General features: G+C 64.5%; 26 protein-coding genes and 1 tRNA gene. 7 read left to right on the top strand and 20 right to left on the bottom strand.

Translation table 11 applies throughout. The annotated features are described in order from the left end of the window. Window positions 1–126: 126 nt before the first annotated feature. Entirely contained in the window at window positions 127–756 is a 630-nt protein-coding gene (locus VA599_RS19075) for a LysE family translocator (RefSeq protein ID WP_166440019.1), read from the bottom strand. A gap of 131 nt (window positions 757–887) precedes the next feature. Between VA599_RS19075 and VA599_RS19070 the strand changes: the two genes are divergently transcribed. Beyond that, complete coding sequence (locus tag VA599_RS19070) at window positions 888–1,442, top strand: GNAT family N-acetyltransferase (RefSeq protein ID WP_346790069.1); 555 nt, start codon at window positions 888–890, stop codon at window positions 1,440–1,442. Between the two features lie 117 nt (window positions 1,443–1,559). Next, window positions 1,560–2,174: a LysE family translocator gene (locus tag VA599_RS19065; RefSeq protein ID WP_346790068.1), complete on the top strand. Its 615-nt coding sequence runs from the start codon at window positions 1,560–1,562 to the stop codon at window positions 2,172–2,174. Between the two features lie 211 nt (window positions 2,175–2,385). Here the strand turns inward: VA599_RS19065 and VA599_RS19060 are convergent, their stop codons facing one another. Further along, window positions 2,386–3,177 (bottom strand): ferredoxin--NADP reductase, encoded by a 792-nt coding sequence (locus tag VA599_RS19060; protein ID WP_199776239.1) that lies wholly within the window; start codon window positions 3,175–3,177, stop codon window positions 2,386–2,388. A gap of 34 nt (window positions 3,178–3,211) precedes the next feature. Then, window positions 3,212–3,610: an NUDIX domain-containing protein gene (locus VA599_RS19055; RefSeq protein WP_346790067.1), complete on the bottom strand. Its 399-nt coding sequence runs from the start codon at window positions 3,608–3,610 to the stop codon at window positions 3,212–3,214. A 62-nt stretch (window positions 3,611–3,672) separates the two neighbouring features. On the opposite strand from VA599_RS19055, the gene VA599_RS19050 reads away from it, so the two are divergent. Further along, on the top strand, window positions 3,673–4,608 hold the full coding sequence (locus tag VA599_RS19050) for an isoaspartyl peptidase/L-asparaginase family protein (RefSeq protein ID WP_346790066.1): 936 nt from the start codon (window positions 3,673–3,675) through the stop codon (window positions 4,606–4,608). On the opposite strand, the gene VA599_RS19045 is transcribed toward VA599_RS19050, so the two are convergent. Both VA599_RS19045 and VA599_RS19040 read right to left on the bottom strand, forming a co-directional pair. Beyond that, window positions 4,605–5,660 (bottom strand): NAD(P)H-dependent flavin oxidoreductase, encoded by a 1,056-nt coding sequence (locus VA599_RS19045; RefSeq protein WP_346790065.1) that lies wholly within the window; start codon window positions 5,658–5,660, stop codon window positions 4,605–4,607. The genes VA599_RS19050 and VA599_RS19045 overlap by 4 nt on opposite strands. 57 nt (window positions 5,661–5,717) lie before the next feature. After that, window positions 5,718–6,863 (bottom strand): trans-sulfuration enzyme family protein, encoded by a 1,146-nt coding sequence (locus VA599_RS19040; protein ID WP_346790064.1) that lies wholly within the window; start codon window positions 6,861–6,863, stop codon window positions 5,718–5,720. Window positions 6,864–7,096: 233 nt separating this feature from the next. On the opposite strand from VA599_RS19040, the gene VA599_RS19035 reads away from it, so the two are divergent. After that, on the top strand, window positions 7,097–8,860 hold the full coding sequence (locus VA599_RS19035; RefSeq protein WP_346790063.1) for an AMP-dependent synthetase/ligase: 1,764 nt from the start codon (window positions 7,097–7,099) through the stop codon (window positions 8,858–8,860). 53 nt (window positions 8,861–8,913) lie between these two features. On the opposite strand, the gene VA599_RS19030 is transcribed toward VA599_RS19035, so the two are convergent. The 11 genes from VA599_RS19030 to VA599_RS18980 all read right to left on the bottom strand — a co-directional run bounded on the left by VA599_RS19030 (window position 8,914) and on the right by VA599_RS18980 (window position 18,214). Continuing rightward, window positions 8,914–9,576 (bottom strand): amino acid ABC transporter permease, encoded by a 663-nt coding sequence (locus VA599_RS19030; protein WP_046156687.1) that lies wholly within the window; start codon window positions 9,574–9,576, stop codon window positions 8,914–8,916. A 72-nt stretch (window positions 9,577–9,648) separates the two neighbouring features. Continuing rightward, on the bottom strand, window positions 9,649–10,422 hold the full coding sequence (locus tag VA599_RS19025; protein WP_346790062.1) for a transporter substrate-binding domain-containing protein: 774 nt from the start codon (window positions 10,420–10,422) through the stop codon (window positions 9,649–9,651). Window positions 10,423–10,601: 179 nt separating this feature from the next. Beyond that, window positions 10,602–11,564, bottom strand: a complete 963-nt coding sequence (locus VA599_RS19020; protein ID WP_346790061.1) for a GumC domain-containing protein — start codon at window positions 11,562–11,564, stop codon at window positions 10,602–10,604. Between the two features lie 115 nt (window positions 11,565–11,679). Then, window positions 11,680–12,771, bottom strand: a complete 1,092-nt coding sequence (ychF, locus tag VA599_RS19015) for a redox-regulated ATPase YchF (protein WP_021478221.1) — start codon at window positions 12,769–12,771, stop codon at window positions 11,680–11,682. A 69-nt stretch (window positions 12,772–12,840) separates the two neighbouring features. Further along, the gene (pth, locus tag VA599_RS19010) at window positions 12,841–13,422 is read right to left on the bottom strand and encodes an aminoacyl-tRNA hydrolase (protein WP_021478222.1); all 582 of its coding nucleotides are present in this window, start codon (window positions 13,420–13,422) and stop codon (window positions 12,841–12,843) included. A gap of 92 nt (window positions 13,423–13,514) precedes the next feature. Next, entirely contained in the window at window positions 13,515–13,802 is a 288-nt protein-coding gene (gene rplY / locus VA599_RS19005) for a 50S ribosomal protein L25 (RefSeq protein WP_021478223.1), read from the bottom strand. A gap of 59 nt (window positions 13,803–13,861) precedes the next feature. Further along, a complete protein-coding gene (locus VA599_RS19000) occupies window positions 13,862–14,845 on the bottom strand; it encodes a ribose-phosphate pyrophosphokinase (protein ID WP_021478224.1) in 984 nt (327 codons plus the stop codon). 89 nt (window positions 14,846–14,934) lie between these two features. Further along, window positions 14,935–15,009, bottom strand: a tRNA-Gln gene (locus VA599_RS18995). A 6-nt stretch (window positions 15,010–15,015) separates the two neighbouring features. Then, a complete protein-coding gene (gene ispE / locus VA599_RS18990; RefSeq protein WP_346790057.1) occupies window positions 15,016–15,870 on the bottom strand; it encodes a 4-(cytidine 5'-diphospho)-2-C-methyl-D-erythritol kinase in 855 nt (284 codons plus the stop codon). Between the two features lie 56 nt (window positions 15,871–15,926). Further along, window positions 15,927–16,469 carry a lipoprotein insertase outer membrane protein LolB gene (gene lolB, locus VA599_RS18985; protein WP_021478226.1) on the bottom strand — a complete coding sequence of 181 codons (543 nt, stop codon included), beginning with the start codon at window positions 16,467–16,469 and terminating at the stop codon, window positions 15,927–15,929. Then, window positions 16,466–18,214, bottom strand: coding sequence for a tetratricopeptide repeat protein (locus VA599_RS18980; protein ID WP_346790056.1), 1,749 nt, complete (start codon window positions 18,212–18,214; stop codon window positions 16,466–16,468). Before VA599_RS18980 ends, lolB begins: the two co-directional genes overlap by 4 nt. Window positions 18,215–18,305: 91 nt before the next feature. On the opposite strand from VA599_RS18980, the gene mutM reads away from it, so the two are divergent. Both mutM and VA599_RS18970 read left to right on the top strand, forming a co-directional pair. Beyond that, window positions 18,306–19,118: a bifunctional DNA-formamidopyrimidine glycosylase/DNA-(apurinic or apyrimidinic site) lyase gene (gene mutM / locus VA599_RS18975; protein WP_104946128.1), complete on the top strand. Its 813-nt coding sequence runs from the start codon at window positions 18,306–18,308 to the stop codon at window positions 19,116–19,118. A 45-nt stretch (window positions 19,119–19,163) separates the two neighbouring features. Next, window positions 19,164–19,979, top strand: coding sequence for a lysophospholipid acyltransferase family protein (locus VA599_RS18970; protein ID WP_104946127.1), 816 nt, complete (start codon window positions 19,164–19,166; stop codon window positions 19,977–19,979). A 4-nt stretch (window positions 19,980–19,983) separates the two neighbouring features. On the opposite strand, the gene VA599_RS18965 is transcribed toward VA599_RS18970, so the two are convergent. From VA599_RS18965 to VA599_RS18950, 4 genes are all read right to left on the bottom strand, one after another. Then, on the bottom strand, window positions 19,984–21,153 hold the full coding sequence (locus tag VA599_RS18965) for an SGNH/GDSL hydrolase family protein (RefSeq protein ID WP_346790053.1): 1,170 nt from the start codon (window positions 21,151–21,153) through the stop codon (window positions 19,984–19,986). Further along, window positions 21,150–22,139, bottom strand: coding sequence for an SGNH/GDSL hydrolase family protein (locus VA599_RS18960; protein ID WP_104946125.1), 990 nt, complete (start codon window positions 22,137–22,139; stop codon window positions 21,150–21,152). The genes VA599_RS18965 and VA599_RS18960 overlap by 4 nt, the downstream gene beginning before the upstream one ends. A 16-nt stretch (window positions 22,140–22,155) precedes the next feature. Then, window positions 22,156–23,559 carry an MBOAT family O-acyltransferase gene (locus tag VA599_RS18955; protein WP_021478232.1) on the bottom strand — a complete coding sequence of 468 codons (1,404 nt, stop codon included), beginning with the start codon at window positions 23,557–23,559 and terminating at the stop codon, window positions 22,156–22,158. 76 nt (window positions 23,560–23,635) lie between these two features. Beyond that, window positions 23,636–24,469: a symmetrical bis(5'-nucleosyl)-tetraphosphatase gene (locus VA599_RS18950; RefSeq protein ID WP_021478233.1), complete on the bottom strand. Its 834-nt coding sequence runs from the start codon at window positions 24,467–24,469 to the stop codon at window positions 23,636–23,638. Window positions 24,470–24,594: 125 nt separating this feature from the next. Between VA599_RS18950 and VA599_RS18945 the strand changes: the two genes are divergently transcribed. Beyond that, window positions 24,595–26,619, top strand: a complete 2,025-nt coding sequence (locus tag VA599_RS18945; RefSeq protein ID WP_021478234.1) for a UvrD-helicase domain-containing protein — start codon at window positions 24,595–24,597, stop codon at window positions 26,617–26,619. Window positions 26,620–26,815 lie beyond the last annotated feature (196 nt).

Here is a 26,815-nt window from a genome sequence, read left to right as displayed (position 1 = left end):
CTGGCATCCGGCGGCATCCGGGCCGATGTTCATCGGCCCGCCGCCGCCCATTGCGGACGGCGGTCATAAGCCATGGTAGAGCAAAACCGGGACGGGATTAAACCGCGTCGCCCGGACCGGACCCGTTCACTTCTGCCCCGCCGCCAGCAAGCGCAAAGCCAAGCCCCCGAATACCGTCGCCAGCAGATATTGCGGCCAGCGTCCGCCCTTGCCGCCCGCCAACGCTCGGCCCATGCGGCCACTAGCGACGATCACCAGCGCGTTGACACCGAAGCCCACCACGTTGAGCACCGTGGCCAGCAGCATGATCTGCAATGCCACCGGGCCGGCCTGTGGCTCGACGAACTGCGGAAACAGCGCCAGCACGAACAGCGCCATCTTGGGGTTGAGCAGATTGGTGGTCAGCCCCTGCAGCGCGATGCGCGCCAATGGCTTGCCGTCGGAGCCGGGCTCGGCCGCGCGCAGCACGCTCTTGCTACGCAAGGTGGTCCAGGCCAGATACAGCAGATAGGCGGCGCCGGCGATGCGCACCGCATCGTAGGCCATCGGCACCAGCACGAACAACTGTGCCAGGCCCAGCGCCGCCAGCAAGGCGTGGCAATAGGTGCCGATCTGGATGCCGAACAGCGTGGCGAAGCCGGCGCGCAAGCCCTGTCCCGCGCTGCGGCTGGCGATCAGCAGCATGTCTGGCCCGGGCGTGGCGGCCAGCGCGAGACAGGCGAGGGAGAACAACAGCAGAGTGGACAGGGTGGGCATGCGCGGGGCTCCGTTATCGGTGACGAAGGCATTCATCATACCGGCATCATCCGGACGCGAACAGCCGCGCACCCATGTTTGAAGAGCCGCAGCGTTTAGGGTATATCTATTTGTCCTGATCAGGAGAATGAATGGACTTCCCCACTCTGCATACCCCGCGGCTGACGCTGCGCGAAATCACGCTGGACGACGCGCCGGCGCTGCTGGGCATCCACGGCGACGCCGACACGATGCGCTGGTTCGGCACCGACCCGCTCGCCACGCTGGAACAAGCCCGGCAAATGGTAGAGAAGTTCGCCGGCTGGCGAAACCTGCCCGCGCCCGGCGTCCGCTGGGGACTGGCTCTCGATCAGGACGGTCCATTGATCGGCAGCATCGGCCTATTCAAATGGAACCCGGGCTGGCGCTGCTGCACGCTGGGCTACGAACTGGCGCGCGGCCAACAAGGGCAAGGCCTGATGAGCGAGGCGCTGCGCGCCGCGCTGGCCTGGGGCTTCGAACATATGGAGCTGAACCGGATCGAGGCCCAGGTCCATCCGGACAACCAGGCTTCGCTGACGCTGCTGAAACGGCTGGACTTCAAGACGGAAGGCCGAGCCCGCCAGGCCGGCTTCTGGCTGGGCCGCTATCAGGACCTGATCAATCTGTCGCTGCTGCGCGAGGAAAGCGCGCTGGCCGTGGCTTAGCGCGGCTAACAAAATGCTGCTTTATGCCTGAGGCAGGGCGCGCCGACGCAGACAGTACTGCCAGTCGGCACATCGCAGCATCAGGATTTTTGTTGGCGGCTCTTAAGGAGAAACCCAATGCACCACTATCTGTTGTTCCTGCTGATGGCCAGCCTGGCCATCCTGACGCCCGGCCCCGGCGTGCTCAACTCGCTGGGCAACGCGCTGCGTTTCGGCCTCCGCGGCAGCCTGCCCGGCATACTCGGCGTCGCCGGCGGCAGTTTCATCGTCGCCGCGCTGTCCGCCACCGGCCTGGGCCTGCTGCTGGCCACCTCGGCGCTGGCCTTCACCGCGCTGAAGTGGCTGGGCGCCGGCTATCTGTTCTACCTGGGCATCAAGCTGCTGCGCGCGCCGGCCTTTCGTTTCGACGCGCCGGACGCCAAGCGGACCGGACCTTGGCGGCAATTCGCCGGCGGCATGCTGCTGCAGTTGAGCAATCCCAAGTCCATCTTTTTCTTCCTGGCCATCTTCCCGCAGTTCATCGCCGCCGGCAGCGCCCATTACACCAGCGACTTCCTGCTGCTGGTCAGCAGCTACAGCGCGCTGCTGGTGCTGATCCACAGCGCTTACGCCTTGCTGGCGCACTCGCTGCGGCGTTGGCTGGACAACGAGCGCGGCGGCCATCTGATCAACAAGGCCAGCGGCGCCAGCTTCCTCGTGTTCGGCAGCCTGCTTGCCGTCTCCAATCGTTAAGCGCGGCTGACCAATCTCAGACCGGCACAGGCTGTGCAAGCAGTACGACAAGCCAGCGCAACGCAGCGTCAGGGGTTGTTGACGGCTCACAAAAGCCGCTGACAAAACCCAGCGAAGCGCCTGAGGCAAGGCGCGCCGACGCAGACAGTACAATCAGTACGGCAAGTCGGCGCAACGCAGCATCAGGGGTTTTGTCAGCGGCGCAAGGCGCTTACCAGCCATTTTCCAACACGATATGGCCCGGCGCGTTCTGCCGGGTCATCCGGTAGCCCATCTTCATCAGCTGGCGATGGGTGTCTTCCACCATCTTCGGGTTGCCGCACAACATGAAACGGCTGTGCTCCGGCGACATCTCGATGCCTGCGCGCGCCGCCAGCTCCCCGCTCTCCAACAGCGCCGGCACGCGCTGGCTCAGCATGCCCCCCGGCGCATTACGCGTGACCACCGGCAGGTACTGCAGCTTGTGGCCATGCTCATGCCACAGCGGATGGTCGCGCAGCATGGCGATCTCGTCCTGGAACGACAGCTCCGCCGCCTCGCGCACGCAATGCGCCAGCACGATGCGCTCGAAGCGCTGCCACTCCCCAGGCTGCTTCAGGATGGACAGGTATGGCGCGATGCCGGTGCCGGTGGCGATCAGCCACAAGTCCCTGCCGGCCGGCAGCCGTTCGGCCTGGAAAAAGCCCATCGCCCGCTTGTCCAACATCACTTCTTCGCCCGGCTGCAGCCTGGCGAGGCGGGAGCTGAACTGGCCTTCCGGCATCACAATGGAATAGAAATCCAGAAACTCGTCATACTCGGCCGAGCACATCGAATACGCGCGCCACACCTGGCCGCCGTTCTCCAGCGGCAGACCCAGCCGGGCGAACTGGCCGGCCGCGAAGCGGAAGCCGTCCGGCCGCGTCAGCCGGAAGCTGATCAGCTTGTCGGTCCAGCGCTTCATGTCGGTGATGGTTTCAACGGTGTATTTCTGTTGAATCTCGGCTTCCAGCGCGGCGTCCATCTCCACTCCAATTGTTGAGTAATTTACTCGACTATTATGCGCCCAGCCCATCCGCCTTGCCAAGCCAGTCCGCCAGCTGCGGATGCAAGGCTTGCTCCCTCAGTGTTTGCAACGGCATCGGCAGCAGTTCCGCCACCTCCGGCCCCAGCCGCCAGGATTCGGGCAGCGGCGCCTGGTACAGCGCGCAGCGCTCGCCACTCAGCCGCATCTCGCCGACAGCGCGCAAGGGCAGGCCGGAGACGCCCAACTCTTCCGCCAACTCGCGCTCGGCCGCCGCCAAAGGCGTCTCGCCCGGCTCAATGCCGCCGCCAGCGGCGAAGTCCAGACAGCCCGGGTGGCTGTCGTCATCCCATGCCCGGCGTTGCCACCAGTAGCCATTCCTGCCTATCAGCAAAACCAGCGCGCTGGTCACCACGTCGTCTGCATTCCGCATCTGGCGAACTCCGGCCAAAAGCCTCATGCTAACAGTCCACTCGCCTATCTGGAGATCGACACATGACCATCGCCCTCGCCTTGCACGGCGGCGCCGGCACCCTGCGCCGCAGCGACATGGACGCCGAACTGGAGCGCGCCTACCGCGCCGGCCTGGAACAGGCGCTTGAGGCCGGCCACGCGGTGCTGCGCAGCGGCGGCTCGGCGCTGGACGCGGTGTGCGCGGCGGTCTGCGCGTTGGAGAACGATCCACTGTTCAACGCCGGCCGCGGTTCGGTGTTCAATCTGGACGGCAAGCAGGAAATGGAGGCAGGCGTGATGGACGGCAGCCGCCAGGACGCCGGCAGCGTCGCCGGCCTTTCCTGCGTGCGAAATCCGGTGCTGCTGGCGCGGGCGGTGATGGAGCGCACGCCCCACGTGACGCTGGGGTATGCGGCGGCGGAAGATTTCGCCCGCCGGGAAGGACTGGAAATGCGGCCGCCGGAATACTTCCACACCGACAAGCGCTGGCGAGCGCTGCAGGAGGAAAAGGAAAGGCTGGCCAACGGCGGCTCGGACGAGGATATCTCCGAAGACCGCAAGCACGGCACCGTCGGCGCGGTGGCGCTGGACGCGCAAGGCCGGCTGGCGGCGGCCACCTCCACCGGCGGCCGCACCGCCAAGTGGCCGGGCCGCATCGGCGACACGCCGGTGATCGGCGCCGGCACCTGGGCCGACGCCCATTGCGCAGTGTCGGCCACCGGCCACGGCGAATATTTCGTCCGCGCCGCCGCCGGACATGAAATCTCGGCCCGGGTCCGCCACCTGGACGAAACCCTGGCCCAGGCCTGCGACGCCGTGGTCTACGGACAGTTGCTGCCCATGGGCGGCACCGGCGGCGTGGTCGCCGTCGACCGCTACGGCCGGGTGGCGCTGCCGTTCAATTGTGAGGGCATGTACCGGGCGGCGATAGACGGCGCAGGCTTGCGGACCGTCGCCATCTACCGCGGCGAAGATTAGCGGTAGGCGGCCTGCCATTCCGCCTGCAACTGGGCGATCAGCTCCGCCGCCGGCAGTTCGCGCGCGTCGGCGACGCCCTCGCCCGCCCATAGCGACATCAGCTCGCTGCGGCCGGCCTTGGCGGCGGCCGCGCGCATCGCGCCGGTGAGCGCGTTCATCACCGGATAGGCGGGCAGCCTGTCTTGCCACTGCGCCATCTCTTCCATATAGCGGTTGTCCAGGCCCCGCGCGTAGCGGCCGGAAAACGCCCGGGTCAGCCGGGTGGAGCCCGGCTTCGCCGTCGCCAGCGCCTGCTTCCACAACGGCGAGATGCCGGACTCCGGGCAGCGCAGGAAGGCGGTGCCCAACTGGCAGGCAACCGCGCCGTGGCGCATCGCGGCGGCGATGTCGCGGCCGTGCATGATGCCGCCGGCGGCGATCACCGGCAGCGGCAGGTTCTGCGCCAACTCATAGGTCAGCGACAGCATCGGACGCAGCGACTGCCGCTGCTCGCCGATGAAGGTGCCGCGATGGCCGCCCGCCTCCCGCCCCTGCGCGCACACCGCGTCCGCGCCCAGCGCGGCCCAAGCCAGGCCCTCGGCCAGATTGGTGGCGGTGCCGACCACCAGAATGCCGGCGTCGCCCAGCGCGCGCATCTGCGTCGCGTCCAGAATGCCGAAGGTAAAACTTGCCACCGCCGGCTTCAGCTCCAGCACCGCCTCCAGTTGCTCATCGAAAGACTGGCAGAAGCTGTCCGGCGCGGCGGGCGCATCCAGGCCCAGCTCTGCGTGCCAGGGCTTGAGCAGATCCAGCGCCAGCGCCAGCTCATCCGGGTTCGGCTGCGGCCGCCCCTGGACGAACAGGTTGATCCCGAACGGCTTGTCGCTCAAAGCGCGGATCTTGCCCGCCTCCTCCCTGATCTGAGCCTGAGACAGCAGCGCGCCGGCCAGGAAGCCCAGCCCGCCGGCCTCGCCCACTACCGCCGCCAGCTGCGGCGTGGTCGCTCCGCCGGCCATCGGCGCCTGTATCACCGGCAACTTCAGTTGCAACTGCTGCCATCTCGCCGCAGGCATCCGTATTCTCCTTGTTCTAGGGTCTTGCCAGCTAACCGGGCCCCGCGCCCGGTCCGATCAATCGCGCAGCGCCTGCGCCAAATCCTCCAGAATATCATCCAGATCCTCGATGCCGATCGACAGCCGCAGGCCGCCTTCGACAATGCCCAGCGCCGCCTTCTGCTCGGCCGGCATGCCGCCGTGGGACATCGTGTAGCTGTGGTTGACCAGCGACTCCACGCCGCCCAGCGACTCCGCCAGCGCGAACAGCTTCAGCTTCTGCGCGACGCGGCTGGCCGCCTCGCGGCTGTTGTCCTTCAGGCGGATGCTGATGATGCCGCCGAAACGCTTCATCTGCCGCTTGGCCAGCTCATGCCCCGGATGCTCGGGCAGGCCGGGGTAAAACACCTTGGCCACCGCCGGCTGCTCCAGCAGCCAGGCCGCCACCTTCTCGGCGCTGTCGCAATGGCGCTCCATCCGCAGCGCCAGCGTCTTGATGCCGCGCAGGGTGAGGAAGCAGTCCTGCGGCCCCGGCACCGCGCCGGCGGCGTTCTGCAGGAAGCGGATGTCGTGGAAGAGCTTGTCGTCGCTGACCGCCACCAGCCCAAGCAGCACATCGGAGTGGCCGCCCAGGTACTTGGTGGCCGAATGCACGACGATGTCGGCGCCGAGCGTCAGTGGCCGCTGCAGATAAGGCGTGGCGAAGGTGCTGTCCACCGCCACCTTCACGCCATGGCGGCGGGCGATGGCGGACAAGGCGGCGATGTCGACCATGCCCAGCAGGGGGTTGGTCGGCGACTCCAGCCACAGCAGCCGCGTGGCCGGCGTGATCGCCGCTTCCAGCCGCGCCGGATCGGACAAGTCGACAAAACTCACCTTGATGCCAGCCGGCTCCATCACCCGGGTCAGCAAGCGGTAAGCGCCGCCGTAAAGGTCGGCCACCGCGATCACCTCGTCGCCGGGCTTCAGGCAGGCGCGCAGCACCGCGTCTATCGCCGCCATGCCGCTGGAGAAGGCCAGGCCGTGCTTGGCCTCCTCCAGGCTGGCCAGGCAGTCCTGCAGCGCGCTGCGGGTGGGATTGCCGGTGCGGGCGTAGGCGTAGCGCAAATCTTCGCCGACGTGGTCGAAGGCGAAGGCCGAGGTCTGGTACAGCGGCGGCATCACCGAGCGGTTGTGTTCGGCATTGTCGTAGCCGACATGGATGGCGCGGGTAGCGAATTTCACGAAAATCCCTCTAAATCATGAGCTTGGGCCAAATTGCCCGACAATCAAACCCTAACTCCTTGCAAATCATGCATTTGCCATGCTCATTTCATCACGATGCCAAAATTTCAGGTCAATTGCGAGCAAATATCGGCAAATTGTCCTGATTTTCGCCAAGCTAGCGCCGTTTTTTACTTTACAGCGGCCGCCAATAGGGCTATTTTGCTGCGTTTCGCATTAAAACCATCGTTTGCATGAAGCTAGAACGCGTTTTTGACATCCTGTCCCACCAGTTCGCCAATCATCCCCGCCCGGACTGCCTGGCGGCGAAATCCGGCAAGGCTTGGCGGCAACTGTCGACGGCCGAGGTCCGGGACACCGTCAACCGCGTCAGCCTGGGCCTGATGGAAATGGGCATCAAGCGCGGCGACAAGGTGGCCATCGCCGCCGACAACAGCATCGAATGGGTGCTGGTGGATATCGCGCTGCAACAAATCGGCGCGGTCAGCGTGCCGCTGTATCCCACCATCACCCTTGATGATGCACGCTATATCCTGACGCATGCCGAGGTCAAGCTGGCCTTCGCCGGCAGTGCTGCATTGCAGCGAAAACTGCACGAGGCGCTGGGCAAGCTGTCCTGCCCGATCTACGGCCTGGCCGACATCGACGGCGTGCCTTCCTGGCGCGAGATCGCCGAGCGAGCGCGCCTGGAGCGGATGGCCGAGCTGGACGCGCTGCGCGACGCCGCCCGCGCCGACGACGTCTACACCATCATCTACACCTCCGGCACCACCGGCCGCTCCAAGGGCGTGATGCTGAGCCACCGCAACGTGCTGAGCACCGTGGTGGCCACCGCCGCCTTCACCGGCCTGCCGCAGGGCCGTTGCCGCGCGCTGAGCTTCCTGCCGCTGTCTCACATCTTCGAGCGCGCCGGCGTGTTCTACTATCTGTACAGCGGCACCGGCATCTATTTCGCCAGCGTGGAATGCCTGTCGTCGGCGCTGGCCGACGTCAAGCCGCACACCTTCAGCTCCGTGCCCCGCGTGCTGGAGAAGGTGCACGAGAAGCTGGTGGGCAAGGCGCGCGATCTCACTGGCGCCAAACGCCGCCTCTACCAGTGGGCGCTGGCCCGCGCCGAAAGTTTCGATCCCAACCGCCGCCGCTCGCCGCTGGACGCGATCCAGCACGCGCTGGCTGACAAGCTGGTCTACAGCAAGTGGCGCGCGGCGATGGGCGGCGAGCTCATCTCCATCAATGTCGGCTCCGCCGCGCTGCAGCCGCGGCTGGCGCGGATGTTCTGGGCCGCCGGCATCGCCGTGGCCGAGGGCTACGGCATGACCGAGAGCTCGCCGGTGATCTCCGCCAATCCGTTCACCGCCCGCGGCGTGCGCATCGGCAGCGTCGGCCTGCCGCTGCCCGGCGTGGAAGTGCGCCTGGCCGACGACGGCGAGATACTGGTGCGCGGCGACAACGTGATGTCCGGCTACTACAAGGAGCCGGAGCAGACCTCCGACGCGCTGCGCGACGGCTGGCTGCACACCGGCGACATCGGCGTGCTGGAAAACGGCTACCTGCGCATCACCGACCGCAAGAAGGAAATGTTCAAGACCAGCAACGGCAAGTACATCGCGCCGCAAGCGCTGGAGAACAAGCTGAAGGAGTCGGCCTTCATCGACCAGATCATGGTGGTGGGCGACGGCCAGAAGTATGCGGCCGCGCTGATCGTGCCGCTGTTCGAGAAACTGAAGGAATGGTGCGCCGAGCACGGCATCTCCTACACCACCGACTGCGAGATGAGCCGCCACCCCAAGGTGGTGGAGCTGATCGACCGCGAGGTCAAGCGTTTCAACCGCTATTTCGGCAGCTGGGAGCACATCAAGAAGTTCTCGCTGCTGGACAAGCCGTGGTGCGTGGACGCCGGCGAGCTGGCCCCGACCTTGAAGCTGCGCCGCAAGGTGATCACCGAACGCTGCCGCATTTTGATAGACGGCATGTACGGCATGCCGGAGCCGGCGTAAACGAAAAGCCCCGCGACGCGGGGCTTTTTCATTTGGCGGAAACCAACAATGGCTCAGCGCTGATGCGCCAGATTGAGCCGGTTCTCCACATGGCGCTGCAAGCGCTCGAACAGCGCGCTCAGCGCCCAATAGATGGCGGCCGCGGCCAAGTACAGCGGCAGCGGCTGAAAGGTCTGGGCGATCACTTCTTTCGTCGCCAGCATCAGCTCGGTGACGGTGATCACCGATACCAGCGAAGTATCCTTGATCAGCGAGATCAGGCTGTTGGACAAGCTGGGCACCGACAAACGCAGCGCCTGCGGCGCGATGATGTGGCGCATCGTCTGCCACCAGGTGAACCCCAGCGAGAAAGCCGCGTCCCACTGCCCCTTGGCCACGCCGGCGATGCCGCCGCGCAGGCTTTCCGACAGATAGGCAGCCACATTCAGCGTCAGGGCCAGCACGCCGGCCGGCACCGGGTCCAGCTCCAGCCCCACGCCGGGCAAGCCGTAGTAGATGACGAAAATCTGCACCAGGAGCGGCGTGCCGCGCATCGCGCTGACGTAGAACGCCGCCAATTGCGACAATACCGGCAGCTTCGCCACCCGCACCATCGCCACCGCGAAGCCCAGCGCCAGGCCCAGCACCATCGCCACCAGCGCGAACAGCAGCGTATGCGCCGCGCCCTGCAGCAGCACCGGCAGCGCCGCCTCGAACAGAGCCATCCAATCGCCCATTCCATCCCTTCCCTGAAAAACCGACGCCCCCGCTAAAGCAGGGGCGTGCGGTTCATGCTATCACAAACCGGCTTATTTCTTCGCCGCCGCGGGCGCCTTGGACACGTCGATGCCGAACCACTTCACGGAAATCTTCCGGAAGGTGCCATCGGCCTTCATGCCGCTCAGGGCCTTGTCGATCTCGGACTTGAATTGCGGATTGCCCTTGGCGAACGGGATCGCCATCGTCGCCACGTCGCCCACCGGCGCGCCGGCCTTCAGCGGCAGCTTGGCCTGCTTGATCGCGAACGGGATCAGCAAGCTGTCGTTCAGCGCCGCGTCCAGCCGGCCGGTGGCCAGATCCTGCAGGTATTCCGGCGCGCCCGGATAGGTCTTCACCTGCACCCCGGCCGCGGCCTTGGCCATGTCGGCGTAGTTGCTGCCCTGGCCGACGCCGAGCTTCTTGCCGTTCAGGTCGGCCAGGTTCTTGAAGACGCGGCTTTCGTTCTTGCGCACGATCAGCTGGGCGCTGGAGTAAGTGTAAGGCTGGCTGAAATCGAACACCGCCTGGCGCTGCGCGGTCACGCCCACCTGGTTGACGACGATGTCGAACTTGCCGCTCTGCAGACCTGCGAGCAAGCCGCTCCATTCCGCAGTGGCGAATTCCGGCTTCACCTTCATCCGGCGCGCGATCTCGGCGGCGATCTCAACGTCGAAGCCGGTCAGCTGCTGCTTGGCATCCTTGAAGTTGAACGGCGGGTAAGTGCCTTCCAGCGCGATCTTGAGCGTGCCGCGCTGCTTCACCGTGTCCATCAGGTCTGCCGCGAGGGCGAGATTGCCGATTGCAGCGGCCATCAGTGCAAGCATCAACTTCTTCATATTCATATAACCTTTTGAGATATATAATTCAAAAAACAATTCCATGAAGAATATCAATAAAACCACATATTGCACAAGCTCACCCCCGCTGCCGCGCCAGCCCCGCCCTCACAGTAAACAGCCCCGCCGAAAAAGCGGCGGGGCTGTGGCTCAGGCCAGCGAATCGATTATTTTTCAGCAGACAAGACCAAGCGCCCCGATCGGCGCCATTGCAAGACGAGCGCCAGCAACGTGGAAATCGCCAAGCCAATCAAACTCGCCATGGCGACGATCAAGCTGCGCTTGGGCGAAGACTTCATCAGAGGCGGGGTAGCTTCAACCAACACTTGCACGTCCTGCGAGGCCACCAACTCCGCCTGCTGCACCTGTCTCGCCAATTCCTGAGTCAGCGCACGGTGGTAGTACAGGTCCCGAACCTCGGTAAACAAATCCGGCGGCAAGACCATCACCTCACCGCTGGCCTTGGCCAATTCCATCTTGATCTGCATCAGCGCGCTATCGAGATTATTGGTATCACCGGCGGCAAGCATTCCTTCGAGACTGGCAAAGCCACTTACCATTTGAACTGCAGTCGAATCCAGCTTCAAGCGGCCGCTTTGAATATCCGCGCGCACCTCTTTCTCCGCCTGCTTCAAACGCTCACGGGAAGTCGTCAGCCGCCCTTGCAGCACATACAGCTTACGACCCTGCTCAGTGATATGAGCGCCCAGTATCTGCTGACGGCAAAGATCGGCCAAATAGTTGGCTATGCGCGCGGCCATGGCCGGATCCGGATCCGTCACCATGATTTCCAATGGTTGATCCTTTACCACGTTGACTTTCAGATGGCCATTCAACAGTGCCAGCTTGGCCTCGCTTTCACTGTCACGCTTATAACGCACCGCAAGGCCAAACTTTTCCACTGCCTGCTTCAGCACGGGGTCGCTCTGCAGCAGCGCAGCCCCACCTTTCGCCCCGATCGGCTCAGCAATCAACAACTGGGTCTTTGCCGAAAAAACATCCGGCATGCTCAACGACCAAGCTAGCCCCAGCGCGCCGAACAGAGCGCAACCGGATAACAGTAAGCACCAATTCGCCAAGCAGAACTGCGCAACCTGCAACAAACTGATTTCATCTTCTTCGCGCTTCACCACTGCACCCCGAATCTCCGACAACACTGGCAACACAAATCAATCTAATTAGCAAAACAAGTTCTTATAGCAAAAGTGGCGGCGACTCGCCACCACCCGCTTTATGAAGAACTGTTTAGACGTTGAACAGGAAGTTCATCACGTCGCCGTCTTGCACCACATATTCCTTGCCTTCGGCTCGCATCTTGCCGGCTTCCTTGGCCTTGGCCTCGCCGCCGTAGCCAATGAAATCAGTGTAGGAGATGGTTTGGGCGCGAATGAAGCCGCGCTCGAAATCGGTATGGATCACGCCGGCCGCCTGCGGCGCGGTATCGCCGATATGGATGGTCCAGGCGCGCACTTCCTTGACGCCCGCGGTGAAGTAGGTTTGCAGGCCCAACAGCTTGTAACCGGCGCGGATCAGGCGATCCAGGCCAGGCTCTTCCAGACCCAGCGTTTCCAGGAACTCGGCCTTGTCGGCGTCATCCAGCTCGGCGATTTCGGATTCGATGGCCGCGCACAGCGCCACCACCGGCGCGCCTTCGCTCTCGGCCAGCGCCTGCACCCGCTCCAGCAGCGGATTGCCGCTGAAGCCGTCTTCGGCCACGTTGGCGACATACATCGCCGGCTTGATGGTCAACAGGCACAGCGGCTTGATCAGCGCCTTTTCCTCGTCGGACAGGGCCAGCGAGCGCGCCGGTTTGCCCTGATCCAGATGCGGTACCAGCTTTTCCAGCACAGCGATCAGCGCGCGCGCGTCCTTGTCGCCAGACTTGGCTTTCTTGCCTTCGCGCTGCATCGCTTTTTCCACCGCGGACAGGTCGGCCAGCGCCAGCTCGGTCAGGATGGTTTCGATGTCGGCGATCGGGTCCACCTTGCCGGCAACGTGGACGATATTGTCGTCCTCGAAGCAGCGCACCACGTTGACAATGGCGTCGGTCTCGCGGATGTTGGCCAGGAACTGGTTGCCCAGGCCTTCGCCCTTGGAGGCGCCCGCCACCAGGCCGGCGATGTCGACGAATTCGACGATGGCCGGCTGGATTTTCTGCGGATTGATGATCTTGGCCAGTTCGGCCAGGCGCGCATCCGGCACTTCGACGATGCCGACATTGGGCTCGATGGTGCAGAACGGGTAGTTGGCGGCTTCGATGCCGGCCTTGGTCAACGCATTGAACAGGGTGGACTTGCCAACGTTGGGCAAGCCGACGATACCGCATTTCAGACTCATTGCTGTCTTCCTAAAGAAATTCTATTTCAATCCATTATGGCGGCGGACCGTCGGACCGCCAGCCCGCAATCATTTGGCTTCGGTGTGCAGCGCCTTCATCGCCTCGGCCATCTTGCCGGCGATCGCGCGCGGCAGCTCGCGCAAGGATGCCAGAATGGCTTCGTCCAACGCTTGCTGCTCCTCGGCGCGCGGCTTCTTCAGCACGAAGTTGGCCACTTCCTTCTTGTCCCCCGGATGGCCGATGCCAAGCCGTAGACGCCAGAAGGCCGGCGAACCCAGCCGCGCCGCGATGTCCTTCAGACCATTGTGGCCGCCATGGCCGCCGCCCTGCTTGAAGCGGGCCACGCCGGGCGCGAGATCCAGTTCGTCATGCACGACCAGGATCTCGTCCGGCAATATCTTGTAGAAATGCGCCAGCGCCAGCACGGCCTGGCCGGACAGGTTCATATAGGTCATCGGCTTCAGCAGCCAGACATCCTGTCCTTCGATCTGGATCCTGGCGACGTCGCCGTGGAACTTGCCTTCCGTGCGCCAGTTGCCCTTGAACTGCCAGCACAACTCGTCCACCAGCCAGAAACCGGCGTTATGGCGCGTCTTTTCGTATTCGGGGCCCGGGTTGCCCAGGCCGACAATCAGGCGGGTGCCAGACATATCGCTCATTCCAATGAAAAAAGCCCGCTGCCCGCCACCTGGGCGCACAACGGGCTTTTCACCGTCACCGCGAACGGCGACGGCAGCAGAAATCACACACGAGTGAAGTCGATGTGCATAACTTGCTGTTTGTACGGGTGCATCTGGAATGCAGCCACTTTCACTTGCTCTTTCTGGCCGTCGATGACCAGATCCAGCACGGAAGCGTGGAAGGATTCGTTCTTCAGAGCGTAGTACATGGTGTTGTGATCCAGCACCAGGGAAACGGCTTCCTTGCCGGCGCCGTAAACCACGGCCGGCACTTGGCCAGCGTGACGCAGGCGGCGGCTCGCACCCGTACCCAGATCAACACGCTTGCTAGCAATCAGTTCAAAAGACATTGTAAAACTCCAGTTTCAGTTAAAAGCACCCGGCCCGCCGCGACCAGCAGGCCAGATGTTTACGGCAGGCAAGCGCCCGTCGCAACCAGTTCCTCATTGAAGAGGTAGGACACCGATTCTTCGTTGTTGATCCTGCGCAGCGTCTCGGCCAGCAGGCCGGCGATCGAAGCCACCCGGATGTTCGGGCAGGCCTTGGCCGCGGCGGTCAACGGGATGGTGTCGGTCACCACCACCATATCGATGTCGGAATTCTTGATGCGGTCCACCGCCTGACCGGAGAAGATCGGGTGGGTCGCATAGGCCAGCACGCGTTCGGCGCCGCGCTCCTTCAGAGCGCTGGCCGCCTTGCACAGCGTGTTGGCGGTGTCGATCATGTCGTCGACGATCAGGCAGGTGCGGCCCGACACATCGCCGATGATGTTCATCACTTCGGCCACATTGGCCTTCGGGCGGCGCTTGTCGATGATCGCCAGATCCGTGTTCAGCGCCTTGGCCACCGCCCGGGCGCGGACCACGCCGCCCACGTCCGGGCTGACTACGATCAGGTCGTCGAAGCGCTGGGCGCGGATGTCCTTCAACAGCACCGGGGTCGCATAAACGTTGTCCACCGGAATGTCGAAGAAGCCTTGGATCTGGTCGGCGTGCAAGTCGACTGTCAGCACGCGGTCGATGCCGGCGCTGGTCAGCATATTGGCCACCAGCTTGGCAGAAATCGGCACGCGGGCGGAACGCGGACGGCGATCCTGGCGGGCGTAGCCGAAATAGGGAATCGCCGCGGTGATCCGGCCGGCGGACGCGCGTTTCAGCGCATCGGCCATGGTCAGGATTTCCATCAGGTTGTCGTTGGTCGGCGCACAGGTGGATTGCAGAATGAAAACGTCGCGGCCGCGAACATTTTCCAGCAGCTCCACTGCCACTTCGCCATCGCTGAACTTGCCGACATCGGCGCGTCCCAACGAAATATCCAAATGTTTGACTACGTTCTGAGCAAGTTCCGGATTAGCCGTACCGGTAAATACCATCAAACTGTCGTATGCCGCCATGATTCGCTTTGCCTTAGCTGGATAAAGAAAAAGCGTGTAAGGCTCTCTTACACGCTTTTTTCATGCTCTCTCTTATTCGGAGAAAGTCCTGGCTGGGGAGGTAGGGATCGAACCTACGAATGCCGGAATCAAAATCCGGTGCCTTACCACTTGGCGACTCCCCAGTAACCTTATTCAGCGCTGTCGAACAGGGGGTGGACATTCAGTCCTTCCGCTACAAATCCCTGATATTTTTTCAACAACACTCGGTAAACTTTATCGGCTTCGTCTTTCGACTCGAATTCCACAAACACGCAAGCGCCGGAACCGGTCATCAGCGGCGAACCATATTTTCTTAACTCGCTCAGTACTTCATTCACCGCTGGAAATCTTTTCTCTACAACGTTTTGCAGGTCATTTCTGCGCTGCTGCGTTGTTTCGAGGATTCGCATTATGCCGAGGCGACCTACCTCTGTCAACATGCTTTGCGAAAAATTCCGGAATATCTCGGCAGTCGGCACATGGACCTGTGGGTGAATTACCAAATACCAGGCAGGCTTCAAAGAAAGGGGCTCCAACACCTCTCCGACGCCGGTGGCCAACGCATTGCGGCCAAAGATGAAAACCGGCACGTCGGCGCCCAGCCTCAAGCCCAGCGCCTGCAGCCGCTCGCGCGGCCAACCCAGCCCCCATAAGCGATTCAACGCGATCAGCACGGTGGCGGCGTCGGAGCTGCCGCCGCCCAGGCCGCCGCCCATCGGCGTGCGTTTTTCCAGCTCGATGCTCGCTCCAAGCCGGCAGCCGCTTTCCTGCTGCAGCAGCCGGGCCGCGCGCACGGTCAGATCCTGCTCCGGCGGCACGCCGTCGGTCGGCGTCAAGAGTTCGATCGCGCCATCGTCGCGGACGGCCAGGCGCAACGTGTCGCCGAAATCGATGAACCGGAACACAGTCTCCAGCAAGTGGTAGCCATCGGGCCGTTTGCCGACCACGTGCAGCAACAGGTTGAGCTTGGCCGGAGCCGGATAGGTGTGAAACGGATGCCGCATGTCTATCTTGTTCTGTATCTGGATGATGGGTATTCGGAGGGCGCGGGGAAGCTGGCTTACTGCCAGCTCTGCACCACTACCTTGACGGTCAGGCCTTCGCGCTGCATTTCCACCCGTTTGGGATGGTCGGCGTCGACGTCGGCGTCGCGGACGAATCGGATATGCCAGCCCTGCTGCTCCAGATTGCCGTCGGCGTCGACGCGGCTTTCCAGACCGGGCGCCGGCAGGCCGCGTATCCACCACACCAGATTGGACAGCGGCAGCGGCCACCCCATCACCTGCCGGGTCAGGCTTTCCACGTCGTCGGCCTGCCAGCTTTTGCCGTCGGCCAGCAGCGTCACGCCGCCGGGATCGCGCAGCACCTTGGCCACGGTGTTGCCCAGCGGCGAGTTGATCGCCACCTCGTCGCGCGGCGGCTGGTGCCGCCAGTCGAAATTGGCGACATGGCCCTTGCCGTCCAGATTGGCCGACAGGCGGCCGCTGACGCTGAACGGCGCGTCGGCCGCCGCCTCCAGCGACGGCTTGGGACGGAATAAAGCCTCGTTGGCGCAACCGGCTAGCAGCAGCGCCAGCGACAACAGCAGCGCGCGCCGGATCACGGCTTGGCCCCCAGGCGGCGCATCGCCTCGGAGATCACCTCATGGCCGGGATGCTGCGCCAGCTCCTTGCGCCACACGGCCATCGCCTCGTCACGGCGGCCCTGCTTCCACAGCACCTCGCCCAGATGCGCCGCCACTTCCGGGTCCGGCATCGCGGCGTAGGCCTTTTCCAGATTGCGCCGCGCGGCGTCCAGCCGGCCCAGCTTGTACTGCACCCAGCCCAGGCTATCCTGGATCACCGGATTGCCCGGCTCCGCCTTCAGCGCCTTTTCGATGTAGCCATAGGCTTCCTGGTAGCGCGTGGTCCGGTTGGCCAGCGTGTAGCCAAGCGCGTTCAAGGCCTGGGCATCGCCGGGCTTGTCCTTCAAAATCTGTTTCAGGTCGCGCTCGGCATTGCCGGTGTTGCCCAGCATGTCGGACACCAGCGAGCGCTCGTACAGCAGTTCGGTCGAACGCGGCTGCCGCTGCAGCGCCTGGGTCAACACTTCGTAAGCGCGGCGCGGCTGCTTGGCTTCTCGCGCCAGCTGCGATTGCAGCAAGGCCACCGAAACCTTCTCCTGGTCGTTGCCGCCCAGGCCGTTCAGACGCGCCAGCGCCTCTTCCAGACGATCGTTTCCGGCCTCGAGTATCGCCAGCCGGGATTGCGCGGGCAGATATTGCTGGCCGGGGCCGACCTGGCGGTACCAGTTTTCGGCGCGCTCGACATCGCGGCTGTCCTCCGCGATCTGTCCCAGCGTGTAACGGACGAAGTCCTGTTCCTGATACTGGCTGGCCAGCGCGTGCTGCAGGCGGTCGTCGGCGGTTTTCAGATCGCGCATCTGGTAGGCCAGCAGGCCGGTCGCGTACAACAGGTCGGCATTATCCGGATGCGTCTTCAGCAAGGCTTCGAAAGCGGCCCGCGCCTCGGGGAAACGCTTGGCCCCGACCAGCAGCCGCGGGTAGGCGGTCTGCAGCTCCAGCCCGGCGTCGGGACGGCGCGCCAGCTCGCGCTGCAGGAATTCCGCCGCCGCATTGATGTCCTTGCGGCGCAGCCTGTCCACCTGCCAGGCCACCGGCAGGTCCCATTTCGGCGCGATGCGCGCCAGGCGGTCGAACTCGCGGTCCACCGCGGCCTGGTCGTTATTGTCCGCCGCGGCGGCGAGCACCGCGAAACGGGCCTCCGGCAGATCGGGGTAACGATCGGCCAGTTCCTCCACCAGGCGGTAAGACGGAGCCGAGCCGCCGTCCTGCCTGGCGCTCAGCCGCGCCAGCTGGACGAAGATCGCGGGGGCGCGCTGCGGCTCCAGCCGCAGCAGCTCTTCGATCAAGGGTTTGCTTTCGGCCAGCTTGCCGCCGCGCATCAGCGTGATGAACAGCTGCTCGCGCGCCGGCAGGGAATTGGGATCCAGCTCTATCCACAGTTGCAGCGCCTCGGTCGCCGGCTTCAACTGGCCGGACAACAGGCAGAATTCGGCGGCGCGCTGGGCCATCCGCGGATCGCGGGTCTCGCGCGCCAGATCGAGGTAGGTGAGCCCGGCGGAGCCGGCCGCGCCGCGGCGGGCGGCGATCTCGCCGGCCAGCACGCCATAGAGGATTTCGGGCGACAGTTCGACCTTGGGCAGCGCGGCCTCGTCCGGCTCGGCCGCGGCCGCCGGTTTCGATTCGGGCTGAGCGGGCGCGGCCGCCGGAGGCTTGACGCCGGCGCAGGCCGACAGCAGCAGCGCCAGCAGCAACGGGAGGGATCGTTTCAGCGGTTTCATTCGCATGGATTAAGTTGCCTGCTCAAAGCCTGTTGAACGCGTAGAATAGCATGTCCGGTTTTCATCTTTGCACCATTTACCGAATCGCCGCCTGACCATGCCAGAACTGCCCGAAGTCGAAACCACCCGCCGCGGCGTAGAGCCGCATCTAGAAGGCCGCATCCTGCGCGGCGCCGTTGTCCGCAATCCCAGTCTGCGCTGGCCGGTGCCGCCGGATCTGGCGGAGCGCGTCGCCGGCGAAAAAGTGCTGGCCGTGCGCCGCCGCGCCAAATACCTGCTGCTGGAGTGCGAGAGCGGCACCCTGCTGATCCACCTGGGCATGTCCGGCAGCCTGAGGGTGATGCCGGCCGGCTCGCCGCCGCAGAAGCACGATCACCTGGACCTGCTCTTGGGCGATCAGGTGCTGCGCTTCCGCGACCCGCGCCGCTTCGGCGCCGTGCTGTGGCATATCGGCCCGCTCGAGCTGCACCCGCTGCTGAAGGCGCTGGGGCCGGAGCCGCTGTCCGACGCCTTCGGCGGCGAAGCGCTGTTCCAGGCCATGCGCCGCCGCGGCAGCCCGATCAAGCTGGTGATCATGGACAACCACGTGGTGGTCGGCGTCGGCAACATCTATGCCAACGAGTCGCTGTTCCACGCCGGCATCTCGCCGTCGCGTCCGGCCTGCGATCTGTCCCGCGCGGATTGCGACCGGCTGGCGGCCGAAATCAAGGCGGTGCTCCGGCGCGCGATCGACGCCGGCGGCAGCACGCTGCGCGATTTCGTCGACAGCGAGGGCAAGCCCGGCTACTTCCAGCAAAGCTATATGGTGTACAACCGCCAGGAAGAGCCGTGCCGCCGTTGCGGCACCCCCATACGCCACATCCGCCAGGGCCAGCGCAGCACTTACTATTGCCCGCTGTGCCAGCCGTGATAGAGTGGCGGCCTGTCATCCCTCAGACTTGAAACCGTAACGATCTTGAAGTCACCCGCCACCACTTCATTCGCCACCCGCTGCGGCCGCGTCTTGCGCCTGCTCGGCCATCTGGCCGTCGGCGTGTTCATCGTCGCCACCCGCTATTCCCGGCTGGCCCAGGCCGAGCGCGCGGTGGTCACCCGCCGCTGGGCGCAGCACGCGCTGAAGATACTCGGCGTCAGCATCAAGGTGCAGGGCGTCAACCCAGGCTTCTATCCGCCCAACACCCTGCTGGTCGCCAACCACGTGTCCTGGCTGGACATCGTGGCACTGAACAGCTGCACCGTGTCGCGCTTCGTCGCCAAGCGCGAAATCCGCAAGTGGCCGCTGATCGGCTGGCTGGCCTACGTGGCCGGCACGCTGTTCATCGACCGCGGCAACCGCCGCGACGCCAGCCGCGTCAACCAGATACTGGCCGACGCGATGAAGAACGGCGGCTGCATGGCGGTGTTCCCGGAATCCACCACTTCGGACGGCAGCGGCCTGTTGCCGTTCAAGGCCTCGCTGTTCGAGGCCGCGCTGCTGGCTGGCGGCACCGTGCAGCCGGTATCGCTGCGTTATCAGCGGCCGGACGGCAGCCTGCTGCGGGAAGCCGCCTACATCGACGACATTTCGCTATTTCAAAGCATAGGCAAAGTGTTGAGCGTGCCGCAGATCGAGGTGGAGATCAGCTACGGGCTGCCGCTGAAAGCCGGCGACGCCGGCCTGGACAACCGCTTCCTGCTGGCGGAACAGGCCAGGTTTCAGGTGGCGCGCGGCCTGCGCCTGCAACTGGAGGAAAAGCCGCAGCCGGCGCCGGCCGCGGAAACCGGCGCCTGAGCGCTCAGCGCGCCAGCCGCTGGCTCAGGCCTTCGTAGAGGTCGTCGCCCAGGCGGACATAGCCCGGTCCCGTGAAGTGGACCATATCCGGGCGGCCCAGTTGCTGCTGCCGCCACGCGCGCATGCTGCACAGTCCGCCCATCGCCTGCTGCCAATCCCAATACAGCAAATGGTTGTCGCGCGCCAACTGGCGCTGCGTCTGCTGCACCGCGCTCAACATCAGCGGCCGCTGCGGGCCCGCCGCGCACTCGCGGCTGACCGCCCCGCCCTTGCTTCGCGCCGAATCCGGCGCGCCCAGCAGCAGGATGGCCGCTTGCGGCAACTGGCTGCGCACCAGGCTGACCGCGCCCTGCAATGTGGCGCGGTATTCGTCCAGATCCAGCTTGGGGTCGAAAGCCTCATTGGTGCCGTAGGCCAGAATCACCAGATCAGCCTCCCGCGCCGCCAGCTGCCTGCCCCAGGCCCCTCCCCAGCTGCGCCACAAGGCCAGTTCCGCGCCATTGCTGCCCACGGTATCCAGCACCACGCCGGGCGCCAGCTTTTCCAACTCATAACCGCCCACTTCCGGCGCCGGCAGACTATCCGCGCGCAAGGTGAACGGCAGCTTCAGCTTCATTTCCACCCGCTGCCAGCCCGCGCCGGCGTTAGCCTGCGCTCGTCGCGGACCGCTGCCGTCGTCCACGATCAAGCCCTGCCCGTCCGCGCTCTGCCGCAGCCAGATCCGCACCCGCCACAAGCCCTTGTCCTCGACGCGCGGGCGCACCGCGATGCTGGCCCCTGGCCGTTGCGCGATGCCGACGAAACCGCCCAGCGGGAAGTCCGGATCGGTGTCGCGGCGGCTGTTGCGCAGCGCCCAGCCTTCGCTGCGCATATAGGCCAGCGCGTTGCGCTGCCCCGGCACATTGACCGGCGGCAGCCAGCCTATGCCGGCGTCGCCGTAGCGCGCCTGCAGCCGGGCGCGCAATTCGCCGCTGAAGTAGTCGGCGGCGGTGTGCGAATCGCCGAACTGGATCACCCGCACCGGCGGCTGCGCCTCGCCCTGCAGGCTGAAGCGCGCGGCCAGGCGGGCCAGGTTGGGTTCGCCGAAATCCTGCACCGGCGCAGCCTGCGCCTGGGCCGCCAGCGCGGCCGCCATCATCCAGCGCGACGCGCGCGCGATTGCCTTGAATGTCATTCGAACCTCAATTCCGCCAGCACGCGGCGCGCCAGCAGCAGTTGGCCCTGACGGGTGAAATGCACGCCGTCGGCGGTACGCACCGCCACCTCGCCCTGGTCGGGCAATGTCATGAATTTATTGAAGCTGTCGTCCTGGCTGCCCAGCGCCTCGCGGGTGGAGATGAAGCGTCCGCCCCCGGCCGCCACCTCTTCCCGGTACAGGCGGTTCAGGTAGTGCACGCCGTCGTTCATCTTGTCGCGGCTCATATTGGGCAGGCCCAGCCACAGCACCTTGACCTTGCGCTTGCTTGCGCTGGCGAGAATGCTCCGGATCCGCTCGCGGTAGCGTTGCTCCCAGTCGGGAGACGCGAAGCGGATGTAATGATTGCCGTTGACCATGTCCCAGGTATCGTTGGCGCCGATGAACATCACCAGCAACTGCGCTTTGGGATTGGCCGCCAGCTGGCGCTCCACCGTCGCCGGCCAATTGAAGAAATCCGGATAGGTGAGGCCGGTGCTTTGCTTGCTGATATCGATCGCCTTGACCTGATGTTGTCGGAACAGCGGCGGCAACAGATGCAGCGCCACGCCCTGCATCATAGAATCGCCGGCCAGCAACACTGGCAGTCCCTCCTCCAGCAGCAGGCGGGAATCCACCGCTTTGACAGCCGCCGCCGCGGCAGCCGAGGCCTGCGGCTTGGGTACCGCGACTTTGGCTGCCGGTGCCGGCCTCGGCTTCAGACAGCAGGCGTTCAAGCTGTCTATCATGCGGCGGTCCCAACCGCCCACCTGCTGCTGCAGCGCTTCGCTGTGCCGGCGCAACCCTCCGCCCAGCGAACCGCCTTCCCTCCATGGCGACAGCGCGTCCAGCCGCTCCAGCAGGCTGGGCGCGTGGAAGGTTTGCCGCCAGTAGGCGTTGACGGCGGCCTGCTCCAGCCAGAACAGCAACAGCATGCAGCTGAGCAGGATGACGAGGATGCGGCGGTGCGGATAGGCGGCGAGCATGGCGAGGGTCGAATCGTCAGAATTGGTAGTAAATGAAAGCGGGGATGCCGGACGGCGCCAGCGAGATCACCAACAGCGCGATGGCGCTCAACAGCAGCGGCTTGCCCCACCACGGCAGCGCGGCCAGCCGGCCGAAACAGCGCTCGGGCAGGGAGGACAGCGTGGGCAGCGCGGCCAGCCACAGCGCCAGCAACAACAGCAAGCCCGGCGCGTTCAGCGTCAGCTCCTGGCCGGAGTGCGCAAACATCGCGCGCAGGAAATCCATCGCCTCATCCAGCGACTGGGCGCGAAAGAATACCCAGGCCAGACACACGTAATGGAAAGTGATCAGCCGCGCCAGCCACGGCGACGCTCCGCTGACGGCGTCGCGCCGCCACAGCTTGTCGCCGACGTTCAACGCCACCACGCCCAGGCCGTGCATCGCGCCCCACACCAGGTATTTCAGGCTAGCGCCGTGCCACAGGCCGGACAGCAGCATCGCCGCCAACAGGTTGATCTGCGCGCGGGCGAAGCCATCGCGGTTGCCGCCCAGCGGGATGTAGACGTAGTCGCGGATCCAGCTGGACAGCGAGATGTGCCAACGCCGCCAGAAATCGCGCAGGTTCAGCGCCAGGTAGGGCGCGTCGAAGTTGCGCGGCAGCTGGATGCCCAGCAGCAGCGCCAACGCGGTGACCAGGTCGGTATAACCGGAGAAGTCCAGGTAGATCTGCAGCGCGTAGGCGTAGAACGCCGCCCACACCTCCAGGGTATGGAAAGTGTCAGGCGCGGCGAACACCGGGTCCACCCAAGCGCTGGCCAGCCAGCCGGCCAGCCACAGCTTCTTCAGCAAGGCCAGCGCGATCAGGCCCAAGGCGCGGTCCAGCTGCGCCACCTGCCGCCGGGCGGGACTGCGCAGTTGCTCCAGCAGATCGCCGGCGCGGCAGATCGGCCCCGCCAGCAGGGTGGGGAAGAACGCCAGGAACAACGCGAACTGCGGCAGCGCCGCCGGCTTGATCTCCTTGCGGTACACCGACACGAAGTAGCTGACCGACTGGAAGGTATAAAAGGAGATCCCCACCGGCATCAGGATGTCCAGCGCCGGCAGCAGCGCCGTCACTCCCAGCGCGTTAAGGCCGGCCTGCGCGCTTTCGCGGAAGAAATCGAAGTATTTGAACAAGGCCAGATTGCCCACAGCCAGCAGCAAGGAAGCCTGCAGCCAACGCCGCGGACTGGCGGACGCGCTCATCCGCCGGCTCAGGCCATGCTGAACCAGCGTGTAGACGGCAAGAATGGAGGCGAAACGCCAATCGAGCTTGGCGTAGAACAAATAGCTGGCCAGCAGGAGCAGAAGGTTCTGCATGCTGGGCATGCGGCGGCAGCCCCAGTAGACGGTAAAAAAACCGACGAAAGCCAGGGCGAACTCAATGGACAGATAGCTCATGCTAAGGTAACAAGCTGGCGGAGGCGGCAATTATGACAATAAGCCTTGCCGCTTGCCAGCTTTGCTAAAAATTTATTTATCTGCCCGCCGCAAGCGCGATTTCCCGATAGGCCGGGCAAGGCAGAGAAAACAATTGCCTGTCATTCAGCCGCAGCGCCGACAGGCTGCCGCCCCACAGGCAGCCCGAGTCTATCGCCAGGATATCCTCGTCCAGATGCACGCCCAGCGCCGACCAGTGGCCGCAGATGATGGGCGTGCCGCCGTGGCGGCGGCCCGGCGCCTCGAACCACGGCACCAGATTGGCCGGCGCGCCGTCCAACTCGCCCTTGTAGCTGAGGTCCAGCTCACCGTCCCGCGTCAGGAAGCGCATCCGCGTCATCACGTTGACGATCAGGCGCAGCCGATCCACACCCTTCAGATCATCGGTCCAGCGCGTGGGTTTATTGCCGTACAGGCGGCCGAGAAACTCCCGGTAGCGGGTGCCCGACAGGCCGAACTCCACTTCCTCAGCCAGCCGGAGCGCCTTGGAAATCGTCCATTCCGGCAACAGGCCAGCGTGCACCATCGCGTAGCCCTGGCCCTCCAGCATCATCGGCTGGCAGCGCAGCCAGTCCAGCAGCACCTTGCCGTCGGCGGCGTTGAGGATGTCTTCTATGGTGTCGTCGCGATGGAGCTTGCCGAAGCCTTCCGATACCGCCAGCAGATGCAAGTCGTGGTTGCCCAGCACCATCTCCACCTGGTCCTGGTGCTGGAACACCCAGCGCAGCACATCCAGCGACTGCGGTCCGCGGTTGACCAGATCGCCGGTCAGCCACAGCGTATCCTTGCCGGGATTGAAGTCGATCAGCCGCAGCAATTGCTGGAACGGCTCGAAACAGCCCTGGATGTCGCCGATTGCGTAGATGGCCATATTGTTTCCTTGAGTGGCGGATCGGCTGCGAGAGTGGGACGCCATCCGCGATAAGCCATGATACCCCATGCTACAATGCATGGCCTTGATTACCGATTTGCTGCGCCCGTCCGGGCCCGACCGCCATGTCCGCTCCCCTGCTCAATCCGCCGCAACGCGCGGCCATCCATTACCTTGACGGCCCCTTGCTGGTGCTGGCGGGCGCCGGCTCGGGCAAGACTCGGGTGATCACCTACAAGATCGCCCATCTTGTGCGCGAGGGCGGCATTCCGGCCCGGCACATCGCCGCCATCACCTTCACCAACAAGGCGGCGCGCGAAATGCTGGAGCGGGTGAGCAAACTGATGACATCGGCCGAAATCCGCGGCATCACCGTCTCCACCTTCCACTCGCTCGGCATGCACATCCTCCGTCAGGAAGCGCCGCATCTGGGTTACAAAACCCAGTTCTCCATCCTGGACGCCTACGATGCCGGCAAGATCATCGCCGACATCCTGAACACCACCGCCAAGGATGAAATACGCAAGGTACAGAGCCAGATCTCGCTGTGGAAGAACGATCTGAAAACGCCGGACGACATGCTGCTGGCGGCGCAGGACCAGTGGGAAAGCGTCTGCGCCAAGACGTATCTGGCCTATCAGGACACGCTGACTGCCTATCAGGCGATGGACTTCGACGACCTGATCCGGCTGCCGGTGCAGCTGTTCCGCACCCACCCGGAAGTGCTGCTCAAATGGCAGGGCAAGCTTCGCTACCTGCTGCTGGACGAATATCAGGACACCAATACCTGCCAATACCAGATGGTGAAGCTGCTGGCCGGCGTGCGCGGACTGTTCACTGCGGTGGGCGACGATGACCAGTCCATTTACGCCTGGCGCGGCGCCAATATGGAAAACCTGCGCCTGCTGCAGCAGGATTTCCCTCAGCTTAAAGTGATCAAGCTGGAGCAGAACTACCGCTCCACCGCCCGCATCCTGCGCGCCGCCAACAGCGTGATCTCCAATAATCCCAAGCTGTTCGAAAAACAGCTGTGGAGCGAGCTGGGCCTAGGCGAACCGATACACGTGGTCCAGTGCAAGGACGAAGAACACGAGGCGGAGACAGTGGTGCAAAAGCTGCTCGCCCACAAGTTCGAGTGCCGGACCGAGTTCAAGGACTACGCCATCCTCTACCGCGGCAACTACCAGGCGCGGATCTTCGAGCAGGCGCTGCGCAACCAGCGCATCCCCTACCAGATGGCCGGCGGCCAGAGCTTCTTCGACAAGCCTGAAATCAAGGACCTGCTGGCCTATATGCGGCTGATCACCAACCCGGACGACGATCCCGCCTTCATCCGCGCGCTGACCACGCCCAAGCGCGGCGTCGGCGCCGGCACGCTGGAGAAGCTGGGCGCCTGGGCCGGCCAGTACGGCAAGAGCCTGTTCGCCGCCGCCCACGACGCCGGCCTGCGGGTGCAGGTGCAGCAGGCGCAACTGGCGCCGCTGGAGCAATTCTGCGAATTCATCACCCAGCTGCAGTACCGCGCCACCCGCGAGGAAGCCGGCAAGCTGGCGATGGAGCTGCTGCAGGCGATAGGCTACGAAGCCTGGCTGTACGACAGCGAGGACAGCCCCAAGATCGCCGAAACCAAATGGAAGAACATGCTGGAAATGGTGGCCTGGTTGGCGAAAAAGGGTGAGGCCGACGGCAAAAACCTGATCGAGCTGACGCAGACCATCGCGCTGATCACCATGCTGGAAGGGCGCGACGAAGGCGAGGTGGACGCGGTGAAAATGTCGACGCTGCACGCGTCCAAGGGCCTGGAGTACCCGCACGTGTTCCTGGTGGGCTGCGAGGAAGGCATCCTGCCGCACAGCGAGTCGGTGGAAAACGGCATGGTGGAAGAAGAGCGGCGGCTGATGTACGTCGGCATCACCCGCGCCCAGCGCAGCCTGACGCTCAGCTACTGCGTCAAGCGCCGCCGCGCCGGCGAATGGCAATTCATCGAGCCGTCGCGCTTCATCAGCGAAATCGACGGCGAAGACCTGCGCCATTTCGGCAAGCCCGGCGCCGAGCCACTGGTCAGCAAGAGCGAGGGAAAATCCCGGCTGGCCAACCTGACCGCGATGCTGGCCGGCAAGGACAAATCGGGCGAAACGCCGACGGATTGAGCGGGCAAGAAAAATGGCGCCGCGAGGCGCCATAAAGAAGAATGAGGAACATCTCTGGGTGAAGCGAGGCTGGGGAACCTCACCTGACTGAAGGGCTGGAAAGCCAATCGGTCAATCAGATGAGCGAATGATGCCCGATATCCGCCAAGCTGCCACCTGTCCTTTTTAGCAAGTCATAAGCATTGACATTTCACAA

Origin of the sequence: Chromobacterium indicum (genome assembly GCF_039708975.1) — a bacterium.
GTDB lineage: Bacteria > Pseudomonadota > Gammaproteobacteria > Burkholderiales > Chromobacteriaceae > Chromobacterium > Chromobacterium piscinae.
The sequence above is the reverse complement of the archived record's forward strand: the minus strand, read 5'-3'. Positions and strand labels throughout refer to the sequence as shown.

Bases quoted from the DNA above. Each gene is read 5' to 3' on its own strand.
- VA599_RS19075 (WP_166440019.1), bottom strand. From the start codon at position 756: ATGCCCACCCTGTCCACTCTGCTGTTGTTCTCCCTCGCCTGTCTCGCG.
- VA599_RS19070 (WP_346790069.1), top strand. From the start codon at position 888: ATGGACTTCCCCACTCTGCATACCCCGCGGCTGACGCTGCGCGAAATC.
- VA599_RS19065 (WP_346790068.1), top strand. From the start codon at position 1,560: ATGCACCACTATCTGTTGTTCCTGCTGATGGCCAGCCTGGCCATCCTG.
- VA599_RS19060 (WP_199776239.1), bottom strand. From the start codon at position 3,177: ATGGACGCCGCGCTGGAAGCCGAGATTCAACAGAAATACACCGTTGAA.
- VA599_RS19055 (WP_346790067.1), bottom strand. From the start codon at position 3,610: ATGCGGAATGCAGACGACGTGGTGACCAGCGCGCTGGTTTTGCTGATA.
- VA599_RS19050 (WP_346790066.1), top strand. From the start codon at position 3,673: ATGACCATCGCCCTCGCCTTGCACGGCGGCGCCGGCACCCTGCGCCGC.
- VA599_RS19045 (WP_346790065.1), bottom strand. From the start codon at position 5,660: ATGCCTGCGGCGAGATGGCAGCAGTTGCAACTGAAGTTGCCGGTGATA.
- VA599_RS19035 (WP_346790063.1), top strand. From the start codon at position 7,097: ATGAAGCTAGAACGCGTTTTTGACATCCTGTCCCACCAGTTCGCCAAT.
- VA599_RS19030 (WP_046156687.1), bottom strand. From the start codon at position 9,576: ATGGGCGATTGGATGGCTCTGTTCGAGGCGGCGCTGCCGGTGCTGCTG.
- VA599_RS19025 (WP_346790062.1), bottom strand. From the start codon at position 10,422: ATGCTTGCACTGATGGCCGCTGCAATCGGCAATCTCGCCCTCGCGGCA.
- ychF (WP_021478221.1), bottom strand. From the start codon at position 12,771: ATGAGTCTGAAATGCGGTATCGTCGGCTTGCCCAACGTTGGCAAGTCC.
- pth (WP_021478222.1), bottom strand. From the start codon at position 13,422: ATGTCTGGCACCCGCCTGATTGTCGGCCTGGGCAACCCGGGCCCCGAA.
- rplY (WP_021478223.1), bottom strand. From the start codon at position 13,802: ATGTCTTTTGAACTGATTGCTAGCAAGCGTGTTGATCTGGGTACGGGT.
- VA599_RS19000 (WP_021478224.1), bottom strand. From the start codon at position 14,845: ATGGCGGCATACGACAGTTTGATGGTATTTACCGGTACGGCTAATCCG.
- ispE (WP_346790057.1), bottom strand. From the start codon at position 15,870: ATGCGGCATCCGTTTCACACCTATCCGGCTCCGGCCAAGCTCAACCTG.
- VA599_RS18980 (WP_346790056.1), bottom strand. From the start codon at position 18,214: ATGCGAATGAAACCGCTGAAACGATCCCTCCCGTTGCTGCTGGCGCTG.
- mutM (WP_104946128.1), top strand. From the start codon at position 18,306: ATGCCAGAACTGCCCGAAGTCGAAACCACCCGCCGCGGCGTAGAGCCG.
- VA599_RS18965 (WP_346790053.1), bottom strand. From the start codon at position 21,153: ATGACATTCAAGGCAATCGCGCGCGCGTCGCGCTGGATGATGGCGGCC.
- VA599_RS18960 (WP_104946125.1), bottom strand. From the start codon at position 22,139: ATGCTCGCCGCCTATCCGCACCGCCGCATCCTCGTCATCCTGCTCAGC.
- VA599_RS18955 (WP_021478232.1), bottom strand. From the start codon at position 23,559: ATGAGCTATCTGTCCATTGAGTTCGCCCTGGCTTTCGTCGGTTTTTTT.
- VA599_RS18950 (WP_021478233.1), bottom strand. From the start codon at position 24,469: ATGGCCATCTACGCAATCGGCGACATCCAGGGCTGTTTCGAGCCGTTC.
- VA599_RS18945 (WP_021478234.1), top strand. From the start codon at position 24,595: ATGTCCGCTCCCCTGCTCAATCCGCCGCAACGCGCGGCCATCCATTAC.